16 protein-coding genes are annotated in these 14,885 nt (G+C 68.6%); 2 read left to right on the top strand and 14 right to left on the bottom strand.

Features of this window, described 5'->3' with window-relative positions:
* Positions 1 to 282: 282 nt before the first annotated feature.
* The 13 genes from EPA99_RS16730 to EPA99_RS16670 form a co-directional block, all read right to left on the bottom strand.
* Positions 283 to 636, bottom strand: a complete 354-nt coding sequence (locus tag EPA99_RS16730; protein ID WP_129472389.1) for a PilZ domain-containing protein — start codon at positions 634 to 636, stop codon at positions 283 to 285.
* Positions 633 to 1,595 (bottom strand): DNA polymerase III subunit delta', encoded by a 963-nt coding sequence (locus tag EPA99_RS16725; protein WP_129472388.1) that lies wholly within the window; start codon positions 1,593 to 1,595, stop codon positions 633 to 635. The genes EPA99_RS16730 and EPA99_RS16725 overlap by 4 nt, the downstream gene beginning before the upstream one ends.
* Positions 1,592 to 2,242 (bottom strand): dTMP kinase, encoded by a 651-nt coding sequence (gene tmk / locus EPA99_RS16720; RefSeq protein ID WP_129472387.1) that lies wholly within the window; start codon positions 2,240 to 2,242, stop codon positions 1,592 to 1,594. Before tmk ends, EPA99_RS16725 begins: the two co-directional genes overlap by 4 nt.
* Entirely contained in the window at positions 2,239 to 3,327 is a 1,089-nt protein-coding gene (mltG, locus tag EPA99_RS16715) for an endolytic transglycosylase MltG (RefSeq protein WP_129472386.1), read from the bottom strand. Before mltG ends, tmk begins: the two co-directional genes overlap by 4 nt.
* A 103-nt stretch (positions 3,328 to 3,430) precedes the next feature.
* Positions 3,431 to 4,792: an aminodeoxychorismate synthase component I gene (locus tag EPA99_RS16710; protein ID WP_129472385.1), complete on the bottom strand. Its 1,362-nt coding sequence runs from the start codon at positions 4,790 to 4,792 to the stop codon at positions 3,431 to 3,433.
* Positions 4,793 to 5,028: 236 nt separating this feature from the next.
* Positions 5,029 to 6,267: a beta-ketoacyl-ACP synthase II gene (fabF, locus tag EPA99_RS16705; RefSeq protein WP_129472384.1), complete on the bottom strand. Its 1,239-nt coding sequence runs from the start codon at positions 6,265 to 6,267 to the stop codon at positions 5,029 to 5,031.
* A 120-nt stretch (positions 6,268 to 6,387) separates the two neighbouring features.
* Entirely contained in the window at positions 6,388 to 6,627 is a 240-nt protein-coding gene (gene acpP, locus EPA99_RS16700) for an acyl carrier protein (protein WP_014161144.1), read from the bottom strand.
* Positions 6,628 to 6,742: 115 nt separating this feature from the next.
* Entirely contained in the window at positions 6,743 to 7,486 is a 744-nt protein-coding gene (fabG, locus tag EPA99_RS16695; protein ID WP_129472383.1) for a 3-oxoacyl-ACP reductase FabG, read from the bottom strand.
* Positions 7,487 to 7,541: 55 nt separating this feature from the next.
* Positions 7,542 to 8,486 (bottom strand): ACP S-malonyltransferase, encoded by a 945-nt coding sequence (fabD, locus tag EPA99_RS16690; protein WP_129472382.1) that lies wholly within the window; start codon positions 8,484 to 8,486, stop codon positions 7,542 to 7,544.
* 78 nt (positions 8,487 to 8,564) lie between these two features.
* Positions 8,565 to 9,356: a BUD32 family EKC/KEOPS complex subunit gene (locus EPA99_RS16685; RefSeq protein WP_129472381.1), complete on the bottom strand. Its 792-nt coding sequence runs from the start codon at positions 9,354 to 9,356 to the stop codon at positions 8,565 to 8,567.
* Between the two features lie 162 nt (positions 9,357 to 9,518).
* Positions 9,519 to 10,514, bottom strand: coding sequence for a beta-ketoacyl-ACP synthase III (locus EPA99_RS16680; RefSeq protein WP_129472380.1), 996 nt, complete (start codon positions 10,512 to 10,514; stop codon positions 9,519 to 9,521).
* 80 nt (positions 10,515 to 10,594) lie between these two features.
* Positions 10,595 to 10,789: a 50S ribosomal protein L32 gene (gene rpmF / locus EPA99_RS16675; RefSeq protein WP_129472379.1), complete on the bottom strand. Its 195-nt coding sequence runs from the start codon at positions 10,787 to 10,789 to the stop codon at positions 10,595 to 10,597.
* Positions 10,790 to 10,849: 60 nt separating this feature from the next.
* A complete protein-coding gene (locus tag EPA99_RS16670; RefSeq protein ID WP_129472378.1) occupies positions 10,850 to 11,359 on the bottom strand; it encodes a YceD family protein in 510 nt (169 codons plus the stop codon).
* Positions 11,360 to 11,473: 114 nt separating this feature from the next.
* On the opposite strand from EPA99_RS16670, the gene EPA99_RS16665 reads away from it, so the two are divergent.
* Entirely contained in the window at positions 11,474 to 12,043 is a 570-nt protein-coding gene (locus tag EPA99_RS16665) for a Maf family protein (RefSeq protein WP_129472377.1), read from the top strand.
* A gap of 4 nt (positions 12,044 to 12,047) precedes the next feature.
* On the opposite strand, the gene EPA99_RS16660 is transcribed toward EPA99_RS16665, so the two are convergent.
* Entirely contained in the window at positions 12,048 to 13,889 is a 1,842-nt protein-coding gene (locus tag EPA99_RS16660) for an ArnT family glycosyltransferase (protein WP_129472376.1), read from the bottom strand.
* A gap of 41 nt (positions 13,890 to 13,930) precedes the next feature.
* Between EPA99_RS16660 and EPA99_RS16655 the strand changes: the two genes are divergently transcribed.
* On the top strand, positions 13,931 to 14,884 hold the full coding sequence (locus EPA99_RS16655; protein WP_129472375.1) for an AAA family ATPase: 954 nt from the start codon (positions 13,931 to 13,933) through the stop codon (positions 14,882 to 14,884).
* The last annotated feature ends 1 nt before the right edge of the window (position 14,885 follow it).

The raw sequence follows: 14,885 nt of genomic DNA, 5'->3' as shown, positions 1-14,885 counted from the left end.
CGGTACCCGCTCTTCCCTCCATCAGGGCATCCTGCCCTCACTCGGGCGCTCGGCTACCTGCCTCCGCTCGCCGCGGCCACCAGCCGCCGGCCCGCTGCTGCGCGCGTCAGGTTTGAAGGCTTCGCCTACGAAGTCCGAATCAAACCGCGAAGTCCATCCGCAGCTGAATCCCGCTCCCACAGCATGCTTGTGAGACCTTCGCAACCTACGCTCTGCGACGGAGCTGCTGTTTGATCGCCATCCCTCCACTGCAGGCTTGGAGCCTACGTGTAGGGCGACGACTTACATCGTGTGCGTCGGCTTGTCGGCGCTCAGCGTGCCGGCCAGCAGGGTCTCGATGCGGTTCTTGATCGCCTCGCCATCGGCGTTATCGGCGAACTGCACGCCGATGCCCGCGGTCCTGGCGCCCTGCGCGCCGGCGGGCGTCACCCAGATCACCTTGCCGGCGATGGCCAGGCGCTCGCTGGATTCGGGCAGGGTCAGCAACAGAAAGACTTCATCGCCCAGGAAATAGCGCTTGGGCGTGGGCACGAAAATGCCGCCCTGCTTCACGAACGGGATATACGCGTTGTAGAGCGAGGCCTTGTCCTTCACGGCCAGGGAAAGCATGCCTTTGCCGCCTACCGGAACATTCATCGACGATCTCCATGTGCGGACGGGCCGCTGTTGCTCTCACGCCAGGCCGACAACAGCTCGACCATGGCCAAGTCCGCGCGAACCGTGGTTCGCAGCAGGTCGCGGGTCCGGTTGGCCGCGTCGAACCATCGGGCAAGCTTGTTCAATCGCGCCGGATCGGTCAAGCCAGCCGATGCGGCCTGCGCCAGGGCCAGGTCGGCGGCATGGCGCAGCCGCAGGTCCGCGTGCTCGTCGCCGCTCCAGCGTTGCGCGGTTTCCACCGTGCCCGCCTCGCCGCGGCGGACGCGTTCCAGGTCGCGCGCCACTTCCTGCCGCAGCGCCAGGCCATCGTTGCGCAGCCACTCGTCGGCAAGCCCGGGATGACCGCGTGCGGCCTCCAGCGCCTGGGCAGCCGCTTTTGCATCGTGGCCCTGCACCTGCAGCCACTGCAGGGCTTCCTCCTCCGCCGGCAGGCGGAACTCCAGCTTCTGGCAACGGCTGCGGATGGTGGCCGGCAGACGCATCACATCGCTGGCGATCAACCAGAGGTAACGGCCGGGCGCGGGTTCTTCCAGGGTCTTGAGCAAGGCGTTGTAGGCCGAGCGGTTCACCGCGTCGGCCGGGTCGACGATGGCCACCACCGCGCGCCCGTATTGCGGGGTCAGCGAGAGCTTCTGCGACAAGTCGCGGATCTGGTCGATCACGATCTCGGTGCGCAGCTTGCTGCCATCGCGCGTGGGGATGAACGACACCCGGTGCATGTCCGGATGCGTGCCGGCGTGGAGCAGTTGCAGGTTGCGATCGCCCGGCGCTGGCGTGCCGCCGCACAGCACGTAACGCGCCATCGCTTCCACCACCTCGCGCTTGCCCAGTCCGGACGGGCCGCAGACCATCAGGCCGTGGCCCATGCGACCGGCATCCAGCGCCGAGATCGCATGCGCGTAGGCCCGCTGCTGCCAGGGCGAAAACGCGTTACTCATGCCTCGGCCGCCTCCATCCACGCACGCACCGCACCCCCGACATCGGCGGCCACCGCCTGCGGCGTCTGCGCCGCGTCGATCACCCGGAAGCGCTCCGGCTCGGCGGCCGCGCGGCGGCGGAAGCCCTCGCGCACACGCTCGAAGAAATCGTCGCGCTCGCTTTCGATGCGGTCCGGCCACAGGTCGCGTCCGGCCGTGCGTGCACGGCCTTCGCGCACGTCCAGGTCCAGCAGCAGCGTCAGCCCGGGACGCAGACCGACCACGTTCTGCTCCAGCGTCTCCAGCAGGCTCAGGTCCAGGCCGCGCCCGGCGCCCTGGTAGGCATAGCTGGAGTCGGTGAAGCGGTCGCTGATCACCCAGGCGCCGCGCTGCAGCGCTGGCTGGATCACGTTGCGCACGTGCTGGGCGCGGGCGGCGAACATCATCAGCAGTTCGGCCTCGGGCACGAGGATTTCCTCATGCTTCCCCAGCAGCAGGGCCCGCAGCTGTTCGGCCAGCGGCGTGCCGCCGGGCTCGCGCGTGAGCACGATTTCGCCGCCGCTGCGCTGCAGTTGTTCGCGGATGGCGGCGATGGCGCTGGTCTTGCCCGCGCCCTCCCCGCCTTCCAGGCTGATGAAGCGACGATGCTGGAGGATGGCCCGGCTCATCGCGGCGCGGCCTCCGGCACCGGCGCTTCTTCCGGCAGCGGCGGGCGCCGCAGGTTGCGCAGGTAGCGCGCCACGGCCGCGTTGTGCTCGGACAGCGAGGCGGAGAACACGTGGCGCCCGCTGCCATCGCCCAGGGCCACGAAGAACAGCGCATCGCCTGGCGCCGGGTTCACCGCGGCCTTCAGCGCATCCACCCCGGGCATGGCGATCGGCGTGGGCGTCAGGCCGGCGCGGGTGTAGGTGTTGTACGGCGTATCGGTGGTCAGGTCGCGGCGACGGATGTTGCCGTCGTAGGCGCTGCCCATGCCGTAGATCACCGTGGGATCGGTCTGCAGGGGCATGCCGATCTTCAATCGGCGCGCGAACACACCGGCGATCTGCGGGCGCTCCTGGGCGATGCCGGTCTCTTTCTCGATGATGGACGCCAGGATCAACGCCTGCTCCGGCGTTGCGATCGGCAGCTCCGGCGCGCGCTGCGCCCAGACTTCGGCCAGCGCCTTCTGCATGGCCGCGTGCGCCTGTCCCAGCACTTCCAGGTCGGTATCGCCACGGATGTAGACGTAGGTCTGCGGCAGGAAGCGCCCCTCCGGGTGCTGCCCAGGCGCCCCCAGCGCCTGCATCAGCGCGGCGTCGTCCAGGGCATCGCTGCGGTGGACGAGCGGCGTGGCCTTGGCCAGCGCGGCACGCAGCTGGCGGATGTTCCAGCCCTCCACGATGGTGAAGCGGTATTGCAGCACCTTGCCATCGCGCATGCGCTGCAACAGCGCGCGCGGACTGGTCCCGGGCGTCAGCGGGTACTCGCCGACCTTCAGGCGCGCGGCCACGTCCATCTGCCGCGCCAGCAGCTGCCACTCCAGATCGTAGCCAACGTCGATGCCCGCCTCGCGCAGGCGCCGCAGCACCCGGGCGAAGGAGTCCCCGCGCTGCACCTGCAGTGTCTGGCCTTCGGCCAGGTTGGGGATGGCGGTGTTCTGGAAGCGCTCAAAGCGCACGTAGACCATCGCCCCGGCCGCCGCGACGGCCAGGACCACCACCAACAGGAAGATCGCCACTGCGCGGCAGCCGCGCCTCAAGGCTGAAACCACGTTGCCTCCGGCAGCGCCGGGCTCGAAACAGGCCGGTCAGGATACCGTGAACGGCCGAACGCCTCGTAAGCGATTGATTCGACAGCCCCGCCCCGGCCACCGCTCACAGGGCACGCAGCAGGCCACGGGCCTTGGCGCGGGTTTCCTCCAGCTCGCGGCCCGCATCGGAGTCGGCCACGATGCCTGCGCCGGTACGGAAGCGCAGCTGCTGGCCCGCGGGCGTGCGCTGCAGCTCGGCGGTGCGGATCAGGATGTTGAGGTCCAGGTCGCCATCGCGGTTGAGCCAGCCGAAGGCGCCGGTGTAGGCGCCGCGGGGCGTGCGCTCGAGCTCGGCGATGATCTCCATGCAGCGCACCTTGGGGCAGCCGGTGATGGTGCCGCCGGGGAACGTCGCGCCGATCACCTGGCCCGGCGTCACGCCCTGGCGCATCACACCGCGGACGTTGCTGACGATGTGGTGCACGTGGGCGTAGCTCTCAACGCTCATCAGTTCATCGACCTCTACGCTGCCCGGCGTGCACAGACGACCCAGGTCGTTGCGCTCCAGGTCGATCAGCATCACGTGCTCGGCGCGCTCCTTGGGATGGCCGACCAGTTCACGAATGCGGTCGGCATCGTCATCGCCTTCGAAGCGCGCGCGGGTGCCGGCGATGGGCCGTGTTTCCACCACATCGCCGCGCACCGACACCAGCCGCTCGGGCGAGGAGCTCACCACCGCCCACTCCGGCTGCACGAACAGGCCGGCGAACGGCGCGGGGTTGGCCAAGCGCAAGCGCGCGTACAGCTGCGCCGCCGAGGCGGGCGCCGCCAGCGGCGCGTGCCAGGCACGCGAGAGGTTGACCTGGAAGATGTCGCCGGCCAGCAGGTAATCGAGGATGCGCTCGACGCCGGCAATGAAGTGCGCCGGCGGGTCCTCCTGCAATTCCGGCACGCCAGGCCAGGCAGGCCAGTCCGGCGCCGTGCCGGCCACCTGTGCCACGTCCGCCAGGACCTGCGCCATGAGCGCCTGATTGCCGGCCTCGCCCACCACCCAGGCCTGGCCGCTGCTGCGGTCATGCAGGAGCGCGACCGGGCAACGCAGGGCCATGGCCACCGGCAGGCCGTCCTCGCGCTGGGGCAGCTGCAGGGTCGGCTCGACCTGCTGGGCCAGCTCATACCCCAGCATCAGCGCCCAGCCGCCGCGGAAGGGCCACTGCGGTGCGTCGCGAACGGCCGGCACGGCCTGCCAGGCCTGGTCCAGCAACTTCAGGAAATCGCCCTGCAGGGGCTGCCCGGCGCCGTCACGGGTGATGCCGTCGGCCCCCAGCACCAGCGCCTCGCCCTCGCGCGCCACCAGCAGCAGATCCCAGCGCCCATGCGCCGTGCCCGAGGCCACCGACTCCAGCAGCATCGGATAGCGCTGCGGCGCCACGCCGTGCAGGACCAGCAGGTCGGGGACGGCTGGGAGCGGATGGCTGTGAATCATTGAGCGAGAAACGAGTGGAGAGGAACGAGGAACGAGTGGAAGCCCGAGGCGTGCGATGCCGGCAGCACGCTCTCAGGACGTGCAGATTCCACCCGGCAGCACCAAAGACGCCACCGCAGAGATGAATCAGCAACGCGACGCAAAGTTGGAAGCGGCAGAACAAGGCGCAAAGGCAACCACAAAACGGGAGGCGCCTTCACTCGTTCCTCGTTCCTCTCCGCTCGTTCCTATAACCCTCAGATTCGACGGAACACCAAGGTCCCATTGGTCCCGCCGAAGCCGAAACCGTTCGAGACGGCCACGTCGATCTTCTTCTCACGCGCCACGTTCGGCACGTAGTCCAGGTCGCACCCCTCGCCCGGGTTGTCCAGGTTGATGGTGGGCGGAATCACGCCGTCGTGGATGGCCATGACCGAGAAGATCGCCTCGATGCCACCAGCCGCGCCCAGCAGATGGCCGGTCATCGACTTGGTGGAGCTGACCATCATCTTGTAGGCGTGGTCGCCCATGGCGCGCTTCATCGCTAGGGTTTCGGCCACATCGCCCAGCGGCGTGGAAGTGCCGTGCGCGTTGAGGTATTCGACCTGCTCGGGGTTGATACCGGCGTCCTTCATGGCCGAGACCATGCAGCGCGCCGGGCCGCTGCCGTCCTCGCTGGGGGCGGTCATGTGCCAGGCGTCGGAGCTGGCGCCGAAGCCGGCCAGCTCGCAGTAGATGCGCGCACCGCGGGCCTTGGCGTGTTCGTATTCCTCGATCACCAGGATGCCGGCGCCATCACCCATGACGAAGCCGTCGCGGTCCTTGTCCCAGGGGCGCGAGGCGCGCGTGGGATCGTCGTTGCGCGTGGACATGGCCTTCATCGAGCAGAAGCCGCCCATCGAGGTCGGCGAGGAGCCGCGCTCGGCGCCGCCCACGACCATCGCATCGGCATCGCCGTACTGGATCATGCGCATGGCCATGCCGATGGAGTGGTTGGCCGTGGCGCAGGCCGACACCGCCGAGAAGCCCGGGCCCTTCAGGCCCTTCATGATGCTCAGGTGGCCGGGCAGCATGTTGATGATGGTGCTGGGGATGTAGAACGGCGACACCTTGCGCACGCCGCCATCAAGGTACTTCTCGGTCTGCTGCTCGATGCCGAGGATGCCGCCGATGCCCGAGCCGATGATCGCGCCAACGCGCTCGGCATTGGCCTCGCTGATCTCCAGCCCGGAGTCTTCCATCGCCATGAGCGATGCGGCGATGCCGTAGTGGATGAAGGCATCCATCTTCTTGGCATCTTTTGGATTCACGAATTTGGTGACATCCAGGTCACGCACCTCGCCGGCGATGCGGGTCGGAAACGTGGAGCTGTCGAACGAGGTGACAGGACCGATGCCCGAACGGCCATTCTTGATGCCGTCCCAGCTGGTGGCCAGATCGTTGCCCAGCGGCGAAACCATGCCCATGCCGGTGACCACGACGCGACGTCGACTCATAACGCTCTACTCCACGGTAAGAATGCTGCCGGCCCGATGCCGGCCAGGGGCGCCCTTGGCGGCGCCAGATGCGCACGGGGCCGCATGCGCGGCCCCGGCACGACTTGCTTCAACCCCGCATCAGGCCTTGACGTGCGCCTTGACGTAGTCGATGGCCTGCTGCACGGAGGTGATCTTCTCGGCTTCTTCGTCCGGGATCTCGCACTCGAACTCTTCTTCCAGCGCCATCACCAGCTCAACGGTATCCAGCGAGTCAGCGCCGAGATCGTCGACAAACGATGCGCTGGTGGTCACTTCTTCTTCTTTAACGCCAAGCTGTTCGACAACGATCTTCTTGACGCGCTCTTCAATGCTGCTCATGGATATCGCTCCACGCGGAGTTGGGGAAAACAACGAATAGTTTAGTGTAAAGAACCGGCAACGGGCAGACCCCCTCGACCGCTTCTGAATCAGCCACTTACGGCCTGATTTTCGCTTACGGCATGTACATGCCGCCGTTGACGTGCAAGGTTTCGCCGGTGATGTAGGCCGCCGAGGGGCCCGCCAGGAAGGCCACGGCGTTGGCGATGTCGCTCGCCTCGCCGAACCGGCCCAGGGCGATCTGGCCCAGCATCGCGCCCTTGGCGTCCTCAGGCAGCGCACGGGTCATGTCGGTATCGATGAAGCCCGGGGCGACCACGTTGACGGTCACGCCGCGGCTGCCGATCTCCTTGGCCAGCGACTTGGAGAAGGCGATGATGCCCGCCTTGGCCGCCGCATAGTTGGCCTGCCCCGGGTTGCCCACCAGGCCGATCACCGAGGCGATGTTGATGATGCGGCCCTTGCGCGCCTTCATCATGCCGCGCATGACCGCCTTGGAGGTGCGGAACACGCTGGACAGGTTGGTGTCGATGATCGCCTGCCAGTCCTCTTCCTTCATCCGCATCAGCAGGTTGTCGCGGGTGATGCCGGCATTGTTGACCAGGATGGAGATCGGGCCGAACTCCTTGGCGGTCGCATCGACCAGTGCCTCGATCGCCGCCGCATCGGTGACATCCAGCGTGCGGCCATGGCCGCCGAGGGCTTCCATGCGCTGGGCGATGGCCTGGGCGCCGTTGTCGGTGGTCGCCGTGCCGATGACGGTGGCGCCCTGCTCGGCCAGCAGGTCGGCGATGGCCGCGCCGATGCCGCGGCTTGCGCCGGTGACCAGCGCGATTTCGCCCTGCAGTGGCTTGCTCATGGAATGCGTCCTTTGGATGGCGGGAATCGGGTGCCGCCGATGCGGCACGGGAACATCAGCAAGCCCAGGCTTCCAGCGCGCCGGCGAAATCGGCCGGCGTGGCCAGCGCGCGCGCGTCCAGCGACTTGTCGATGCGCTTGACCAGGCCGGTCAGCACCTTGCCAGGGCCGCACTCGGCCACGCGAGTCACGCCGCCGCTGGCCAGGGCCTGCACGCACTCGGTCCAGCGCACCGGCAGGTACAGCTGGCGCACCAGCGCATCGGCGATGCCCTCGATGCTGTCGTGCACCTGCGCATCCACGTTCTGCACCACCGGCAGCGCCGGCAGGTGCCAGGACATGCCCTGGATGGTCTCGGCCAGGCGGTTGGCGGCATCGCGCATCAGCGGGGTGTGCGAGGGCACGCTGACGGCGAGCTTGACCGTCTTGCGGATGCCACGCGCGTTGAGCTCGGCGATGGCCGCATCGACCGCCTCGGCATCGCCGCCGATCACGATCTGGCCGGGCGAGTTGTAGTTGGCCGGCACCACCACCCGGGTCCCGGAGACCTGCGCGCAGACCTCGGTCACCAAGGCTTCTTCGGCGCCCAGCACGGCGGCCATGGCGCCGACGCCAGCCGGTGCGGCGTCCTGCATCAGCTGGCCGCGGATCCGCACCAGGTGCGCGCCGTCCTTCAGCGACAGCGCACCGGCGGCGACCAGCGCGGTGTACTCGCCCAGGCTGTGCCCGGCCAGCGTCGCCGGCACCGCGCCGCCCTGCTGCTGCCACAGGCGCCACACGGCAATGCCCGCGGCCAGCAATGCCGGCTGGGTGTACTCGGTGCGGCCCAGCATGTCTTCCGGCCCGCCCTGGGACAGCGTCCACAGATCCACCCCGGCGCCGTCGGAGGCTTCGGCGAAGGTGTCGCGCACCTGCGGGTGCAGTTCGGCCAGTTCGGCCAGCATCCCCAGCGACTGCGACCCCTGTCCGGGGAACACGAAGGCGAGATTGGAGTCGGTCACGCAGGCACCTCGAAAAAGCAGCGGGCGATGATACGTGCGAAATGCGCCTTGCGTCTGTACTGCGGCGTATGCCCGGCCTCAGCCCAGCAACACCCGCAGCACGTCCAGGTCGCCATCGCTGAAGTAATCGGCCATCAGGCCAACGACCACCAGCACGCCCAGCGCGCTCGCGCCGTGGATCACCACGATGGCCTGCGCCAGCCTGCGTGCCGAGCGCCCCAGGTGCCGGGCAACGCCGGCCAGTCGCTGCAAGCGCGTGGTGGCGTGATGCGCCGCTTCCCGCACTTGCGCGTCCTGCCGGACCATGGCCTCGGAGATGAGCTGCTGCAACATCTGCGGACGCGTCTCGTAGTAGCGCGCCACGCCATAGCCGAACATCAGCCAGTCGCGTGCCTGCGCCTGGGTCAGCGTCATTACCTCGAGCGGGTCTTCCTCGAAATCGATGAAGCCGATGCGGCTGCCATCGAAGGTCATGTTGCGCGGCACCGGCTGGCCCAGGTACGCGCCCTGCGCATGCGCCTGGGCGATGGCCTGCACCGCCCGTTGCACCAGCGCATCGCGCGCCTGGTCCGACGCCGCCTCGCGCAGACAGGTGTTCAACGACCGTCCGTTGTCGCTCAGCATCAGCGAGCGCCGGCCCTGCCCCAGCACGCGCGGCACGTTGACCTGCTGGGCGGCCAGTTCGCGCAGGCGCCGCGACTCGATCGCACGTGCCGCATCGCCGCCACGATGCGGCGGCGGGCGCAAGGGGCCGATACCGAGCCGGTCCACCAGCATCCTCAGCGCACCCAGCGACAAGGCGCGTCCCCCTTCGGGATAGTGTTTCAGCCAAGCCTGCTGACGCGAGGCGAGCTGCATCTGTTCCACCATGGCAAACCTCCCGCGACGACGCCCGCCTAGGCGACAGCGTCGAACGCTTCTGCCGTCGCGCGCCGATCGATCAGCGCACGACTTGGCCTGCCGGACGACCCGGCAAGCCAGACGTTCTGGAAACCACTTCTTGCGCCGCGGCCGTTGCCGCGGCTGCGCGCATCAATAGCGCAGCAGCGCCGAACCCCAGGTGAAACCGCCGCCGAAGGCTTCCAGCAGCAGCAGCTGCCCGCGCTGGATCCGGCCGTCGCGCACGGCCGCATCCAGGGCCAGGGGCACCGAGGCGGCGGAGGTATTGCCGTGCTTGTCCACGGTGACCACCACCTGCTCCATCGACATGTCCAGCCGCTTGGCGGTGGCCTCGATGATGCGCAGGTTGGCCTGGTGCGGGATCAGCCAATCCAGTTCGTGCTTGTCCAGGCCGTTGGCCTCCAGCGCCTGGTCCACCACCGCGTCCAGCGCCTTGACGGCGTACTTGAACACGTCGTTGCCTTTCATGGTGATCTTGGCGCCGAAGTTGGCCTCGTCAGCCTTGAACCCGCAGGAGATGCCGACCGGATTCCACAGCAAATCCTTCTTGCTGCCATCGGCATGCAGGTGGGTGCTGAGCACGCCAGTTTCGGTGTCGGCCTTGAGCACCACCGCGCCGGCGCCGTCGCCGAACAGCACGCAGGTGGTGCGCTCGGTCCAGTCGACGATGCGGCTCAGGGTCTCGGCGCCGATCACCAGCACCGTGCGGACATCGCCGCAGCGGATGAACTTGTCGGCCACGCTCAGGGCGTAGAGGAAGCCCGAGCACGCCGCATTGACATCGAGCGCCGCGCAGCGCTCAACGCCCAGGCGGGCCTGGATCAGGCAGGCGGTCGAGGGAAAGATCAGATCCGGCGTGGTGGTGCCCACCACGATCATGTCGATGTCGGCGGCGGTCACACCTGCCGCCTCCATCGCGCGCACGGCAGCGGCATGGCCCAGGTCGGCGGTCGTCTCGCCATCGACGACGATGCGACGCTCCTGGATGCCGGTCCGGCTGCGGATCCACTCATCGCTGGTCTCGACCATCTTCGACAGATCGTCGTTGGTCAGGACCTTCTCCGGCAGAAAACTCCCGGTGCCGGCGATACGCGAAAAAATACGGCCGTGAGGTGCCGGCTGGCTCATGTGCGCTCCCGCGACGTGGCCCGCATGCGGGCCGTGACTACCCATGGATCAACCACGGCGCGCCTGGGCGCGCCCTGGCATCACTCTTCGTCGACGATCGCGGTCTTGGTGGCGATGACCTTCTTGCCACGGTAGTAGCCGTCGGCGGTCACGTGGTGACGCAGGTGGGTCTCACCGGTGGTCGGATCGGTCGCCAGCTGCTTGGCGGTCAGGGCATCGTGCGAACGGCGCTGGCCGCGGCGGGACGGGGTGACTCGGGATTTCTGTACTGCCATGGTCTTGCTCCAACGGGTTCGTGTAACTGCGATTCGTGTTGCTGCGGGCCGCCGTAGCGGTCAGTTCTTGTGCTTCAACGAGGCCAGCGCCGCGAACGGGTTGGCCCGCTCCGCCTCCTCGGCCTGCGGCGACCATTCCTGGTCGACCACCGGCGTGTCCGGATCCAGCGGGACGGCTGGCACGGCGAGCACCAGTTCGTCTTCCACCAGATCCAACGGCCGCAGCATGCCGTCTTCGGGCACCAGCAGCGCTTCGTACTCGGGCGGCAGCGCCGATTCATCGGCCTCGTCACGGATCAGGCCCAGACGCTGCGTCATCGACACCGGGAACAGAAAACGCTGCAGGCTGCGCTGGCATTCCAGCGGCAACTCAGCAGCGATCTTCAGCTCCACATAGGGAATCTGCAGCGCATCGCGATCGAACTGCAATGCGTACTGCACGTCTCCCTCGGCATCGACCAGCAGGCCGTCCAGGCGCGTCAGCTGTGACAATGGGACGCGACCTTGGAAACTGCGCCGCGCCGCCACCATGCGCCAAGCATCCAACTTCTCGGGCAGGTTCGCGGACATAAGCCGCAAAATGGTAGAGATCAGGCTTCCCGGTGTCAAATCGGGCCTGGTCAGGTTGCCGCCATGGCCCGGCAGCGCACAGACTCTGCGCCCCAGACAAGGCGGGCATCGTGCATGCAACTCATCCTGGCGTCCACCTCGGCGTATCGGCGCGAGCTGTTGTCGCGGCTGCGCTTGCCGTTCGAGACGGCCTCGATCGCCGTGGACGAGACCCCGCGTGAGGGCGAACTGCCGGCGGACCTGGCCCTGCGCTTGGCGCAGGACAAGGCGCGCGCGGGCCTGGCCCTGCATCCACAGGCCTGCGTGATCGGCTCGGACCAGGTGGCCGACCTGGCTGGGCAGCCGCTGGGCAAGCCCGGCTCCCGCCAGGCGGCCCTGCAGCAGCTGCAACGCATGTCCGGCCAGGCGGTCCACTTCCACACCGCGGTGGCGGTGGCCAGCGCCGAGGGGCTGCTGCGGCTGAGCGATCGCACCACGGTGCGCTTTCGCCCTCTCGGCGAGGCCGAAATCGTCCGCTACATCGACCAGGAGTCGCCGCTGGATTGCGCCGGCAGCTTCAAATGCGAGGGCCTGGGCATCAGCTTGTTCGATGCGATCGAAACCAGCGACCCCACCGCCCTGGTCGGCCTGCCGCTGATCGGATTGTCCAGGCTGCTGCGCCAGGCCGGCTTCCAGCTGCCCTGAGCGCTCAGGGGCCGATGAGGACCGGTGTCTCCGGCCAGTCCTCCACGCTGCCATCGCGCCCGTGCAGGCGCAGGCCCAACCAGTGCTGGCCGGGCTCCAGCCCGCGGGCGTCCACGCGTGCCGTGAAGCCGACATTGGGCTGCTGGGGATCGCTGCTGTCCTTCCAGAACTCGGCCACCTTGGGCGTGGGCACCCCATACTGCGCGCGCGTCATGACCTGCCCGTCCAAAAGGACGTCCACGCCGGCCAGCCCCACCCCATCCTTGAACGCCCAGCCGCTGACCTGGAAGGAGGAGGCGACGCGGGCGCCTGACGCGGGGGCATCGACCCAGGCCATGCCAGGCAAGGTGCAGGGCCCCTGCATCCGCTTGGGCGGCAAGCGGAACAGCAGGAAGCGCTGCTGGCCGTGGTCCACGTGCACCACGCGTGGCGCCGGCAACGGACCCAGCCGCTCGCAGAGCCAGTGGTAGCGCTGCAGCAGCGACTTGTATTGCACGTCCCCAGGCGCGATCACCAGCAAGGCGGGCGCACCGCCGCCATCGCCCTGCTCCAGTGACCACAGCCGCAGCTGCGGCGCCCGGCCGTGTTTGCGATTGAGGGGATGATCCAGCACGGCGATCCGCGGATCGTCCAGGGCGAACCCCAGCTCGGCGCCGACCTTGAAGTCGTCCGCCAGGATCCGCGTCCCGGGCGGCATGCGGCCCAGCTCGTCCTCCACCGCGTCCGCGAGCGCGTGCCAGCCCGCGAAGTTGTACGGGTAGTACTTGGAAGCGGCCAGCCGCTCGCGCAGGCCGGCACTGGACAGCACCAGGTAGTAGCCGAGCACGCCCAGCAACCCCAGCCCGCACAGTCCCCATAACATGCCGCGCCAGGCTGGCGTCCAGCCACGCATGGCCCACGGCACCAGCACCAGCAGCGCCAGGTAACCCTGCAAGGGCCAGTGGAAGCTCACCCGGTCCACGTCGGCGAAAAAGCCCAGCACGCCGTAACCCAGGGTCGAGAACGCGCCCATCAGTGCCAGCGCACGCCAGGCCGCCGGATGATGCGGATCGTCGCGTCGCAGGCGCGTGACCGCCTGGATCATCGCCGCGGCCAGCACCGGGGTGACCAGCAGCAGCTGTGCCGGCAGGAACGCCAGGCCGCGCCACTGGAACTGCCAGGGGTGGCGCTCGACCAGTTGGAAGCGCAACCCGGCGTCGGCGTTCTGCAGGTTCCATGCGAGCAGCGGCGACCACGCCGCCAGTCCGATCGCCAGGGCGATCCACACGCGCGGGTCGCGCAGCAACAGGCGGCCCTGCGGCATGCACAGCAGCGCCAGGAAGCCCACGCCGATCACCCCGACAAAACGGTAATGCGACAGCGCGCCCAGACTCAGGCCAGCGGCCAGCAGCAGCACCGATGCGGCATCCACCGCCCGCAGCATGCGGGCGATCGCCTCCAGGCACAGCATCGCGGCGAAGGCCATGGCGACATCGGGCAAGGCCAGCAGTCCCAGGCTGCCCGACAGCGGCATCAGCAAGGTCAAGCTGGCCGCGAGCCAGCCGGCCTGCGCATCGAACAGCCGCGCCGTGACACGCTTCACCATCCACGGCAACGCCGCGGCCATCAGCAGGAAGGGCATGCGCGCGGCGATCACATGCTGGCCGCCAAGCTCGGTGCCAAGCCGGATCAGCCAGGCGGTCAGTCCGGGAAGATCCGAATACGCCGCGGCCAGGTGGCGGCCTTCCTGCCAATAGAAGGCCTCATCGACGAACAGCGGCAGCCGCGCGGCGATGACCAGTTTGACCGCGGTGGCCACGGCCCACAGCACGATGAAGCAACGGGCCGCGCGTTTTTCTTCCTGCATATGCCGCTACACTTTTTTTTCGACGACGGAACGAGATCACGATGCACGGCACGCCTCCCGCTCGACAGATGCTACCGGACGACCTGGCCCAGGCCCTGAAGGCCGCGCAGGAGCAGGTGAACCGGCTGGTGCTGGGCAAGCCATTCGAGGTCCGGCTGGCGTTCGTGGCCGCGCTGTCCGGCGGGCATCTGCTGATCGAGGACCTGCCCGGCCTGGGCAAGACCACCCTGGCTCATGCGCTGGCCGCGACCCTGGGCCTGCAGTTCCAGCGCGTGCAGTTCACCTCCGACCTGTTGCCCTCGGACGTGCTGGGCGTGTCGGTGTTCGATGCGCAGTCGCGCCAGTTCCAGTTCCATCCGGGCCCGGTGTTCACCCAGGTGCTGCTGGCCGACGAGATCAATCGCGCCCCGCCGCGCACGCAGAGCGCGTTGCTGGAAGCCATGGCCGAGCAGCAGGTGACCCTCGATGGCGTGACCCACGCCCTGCCCGAGCCGTTCTTCGTCATCGCCACGCAGAATCCTGTGGACCTGCAGGGCACCTACCCGCTGCCGGACTCGCAGCTGGACCGCTTCCTGCTGCGCATGGGGCTGGGCTATCCGAATGCGGCCTCCGAGCGCGCCCTGCTGGCCGGCAGCGACCGCCGCGAGATGATCGCGCGCGTCGATCCGGTCCTGGATACCGCGCGGGTCCTGGCCCTGCGCGAGGCGGTGGAGGAGATCCACGCCAGCGAGGCCCTGATCGACTACGTGCAGGCGCTGCTGACGCGCAGCCGGCAGCACCCGGGGGTGCGCGTAGGGCTGTCCCCGCGCGCGGGCATCGCCCTGCTGCGCGCCGCCCGTGCGCACGCCATGCTGCTGGGCCGGGCGCATGTGCTGCCGGAGGATGTGCAGGCGCTGTTTCCGGCCGTGGCCTCGCATCGACTGGTCGCCGAAGCCGAGGCCGCCATGCCGCAGGCGCTGGCCAAGGCCATCCTGCACGCGGTGGCGGTGGACTGAG

Source organism: Pseudoxanthomonas composti, from assembly GCF_004122095.1.
Classification (GTDB): Bacteria; Pseudomonadota; Gammaproteobacteria; order Xanthomonadales; family Xanthomonadaceae; genus Pseudoxanthomonas_A; species Pseudoxanthomonas_A composti.
Note: the sequence above shows the minus strand (reverse complement) of the source record. Positions and strands in the feature narration are given on the sequence as shown.

Bases quoted from the DNA above. Each gene is read 5' to 3' on its own strand.
- fabF (WP_129472384.1), bottom strand. From the start codon at position 6,267: ATGAGTCGACGTCGCGTCGTGGTCACCGGCATGGGCATGGTTTCGCCG.
- EPA99_RS16730 (WP_129472389.1), bottom strand. From the start codon at position 636: ATGAATGTTCCGGTAGGCGGCAAAGGCATGCTTTCCCTGGCCGTGAAG.
- EPA99_RS16725 (WP_129472388.1), bottom strand. From the start codon at position 1,595: ATGAGTAACGCGTTTTCGCCCTGGCAGCAGCGGGCCTACGCGCATGCG.
- EPA99_RS16710 (WP_129472385.1), bottom strand. From the start codon at position 4,792: ATGATTCACAGCCATCCGCTCCCAGCCGTCCCCGACCTGCTGGTCCTG.
- rpmF (WP_129472379.1), bottom strand. From the start codon at position 10,789: ATGGCAGTACAGAAATCCCGAGTCACCCCGTCCCGCCGCGGCCAGCGC.
- EPA99_RS16660 (WP_129472376.1), bottom strand. From the start codon at position 13,889: ATGCAGGAAGAAAAACGCGCGGCCCGTTGCTTCATCGTGCTGTGGGCC.
- acpP (WP_014161144.1), bottom strand. From the start codon at position 6,627: ATGAGCAGCATTGAAGAGCGCGTCAAGAAGATCGTTGTCGAACAGCTT.
- EPA99_RS16670 (WP_129472378.1), bottom strand. From the start codon at position 11,359: ATGTCCGCGAACCTGCCCGAGAAGTTGGATGCTTGGCGCATGGTGGCG.
- EPA99_RS16665 (WP_129472377.1), top strand. From the start codon at position 11,474: ATGCAACTCATCCTGGCGTCCACCTCGGCGTATCGGCGCGAGCTGTTG.
- EPA99_RS16685 (WP_129472381.1), bottom strand. From the start codon at position 9,356: ATGGTGGAACAGATGCAGCTCGCCTCGCGTCAGCAGGCTTGGCTGAAA.
- fabG (WP_129472383.1), bottom strand. From the start codon at position 7,486: ATGAGCAAGCCACTGCAGGGCGAAATCGCGCTGGTCACCGGCGCAAGC.
- tmk (WP_129472387.1), bottom strand. From the start codon at position 2,242: ATGAGCCGGGCCATCCTCCAGCATCGTCGCTTCATCAGCCTGGAAGGC.
- EPA99_RS16655 (WP_129472375.1), top strand. From the start codon at position 13,931: ATGCACGGCACGCCTCCCGCTCGACAGATGCTACCGGACGACCTGGCC.
- EPA99_RS16680 (WP_129472380.1), bottom strand. From the start codon at position 10,514: ATGAGCCAGCCGGCACCTCACGGCCGTATTTTTTCGCGTATCGCCGGC.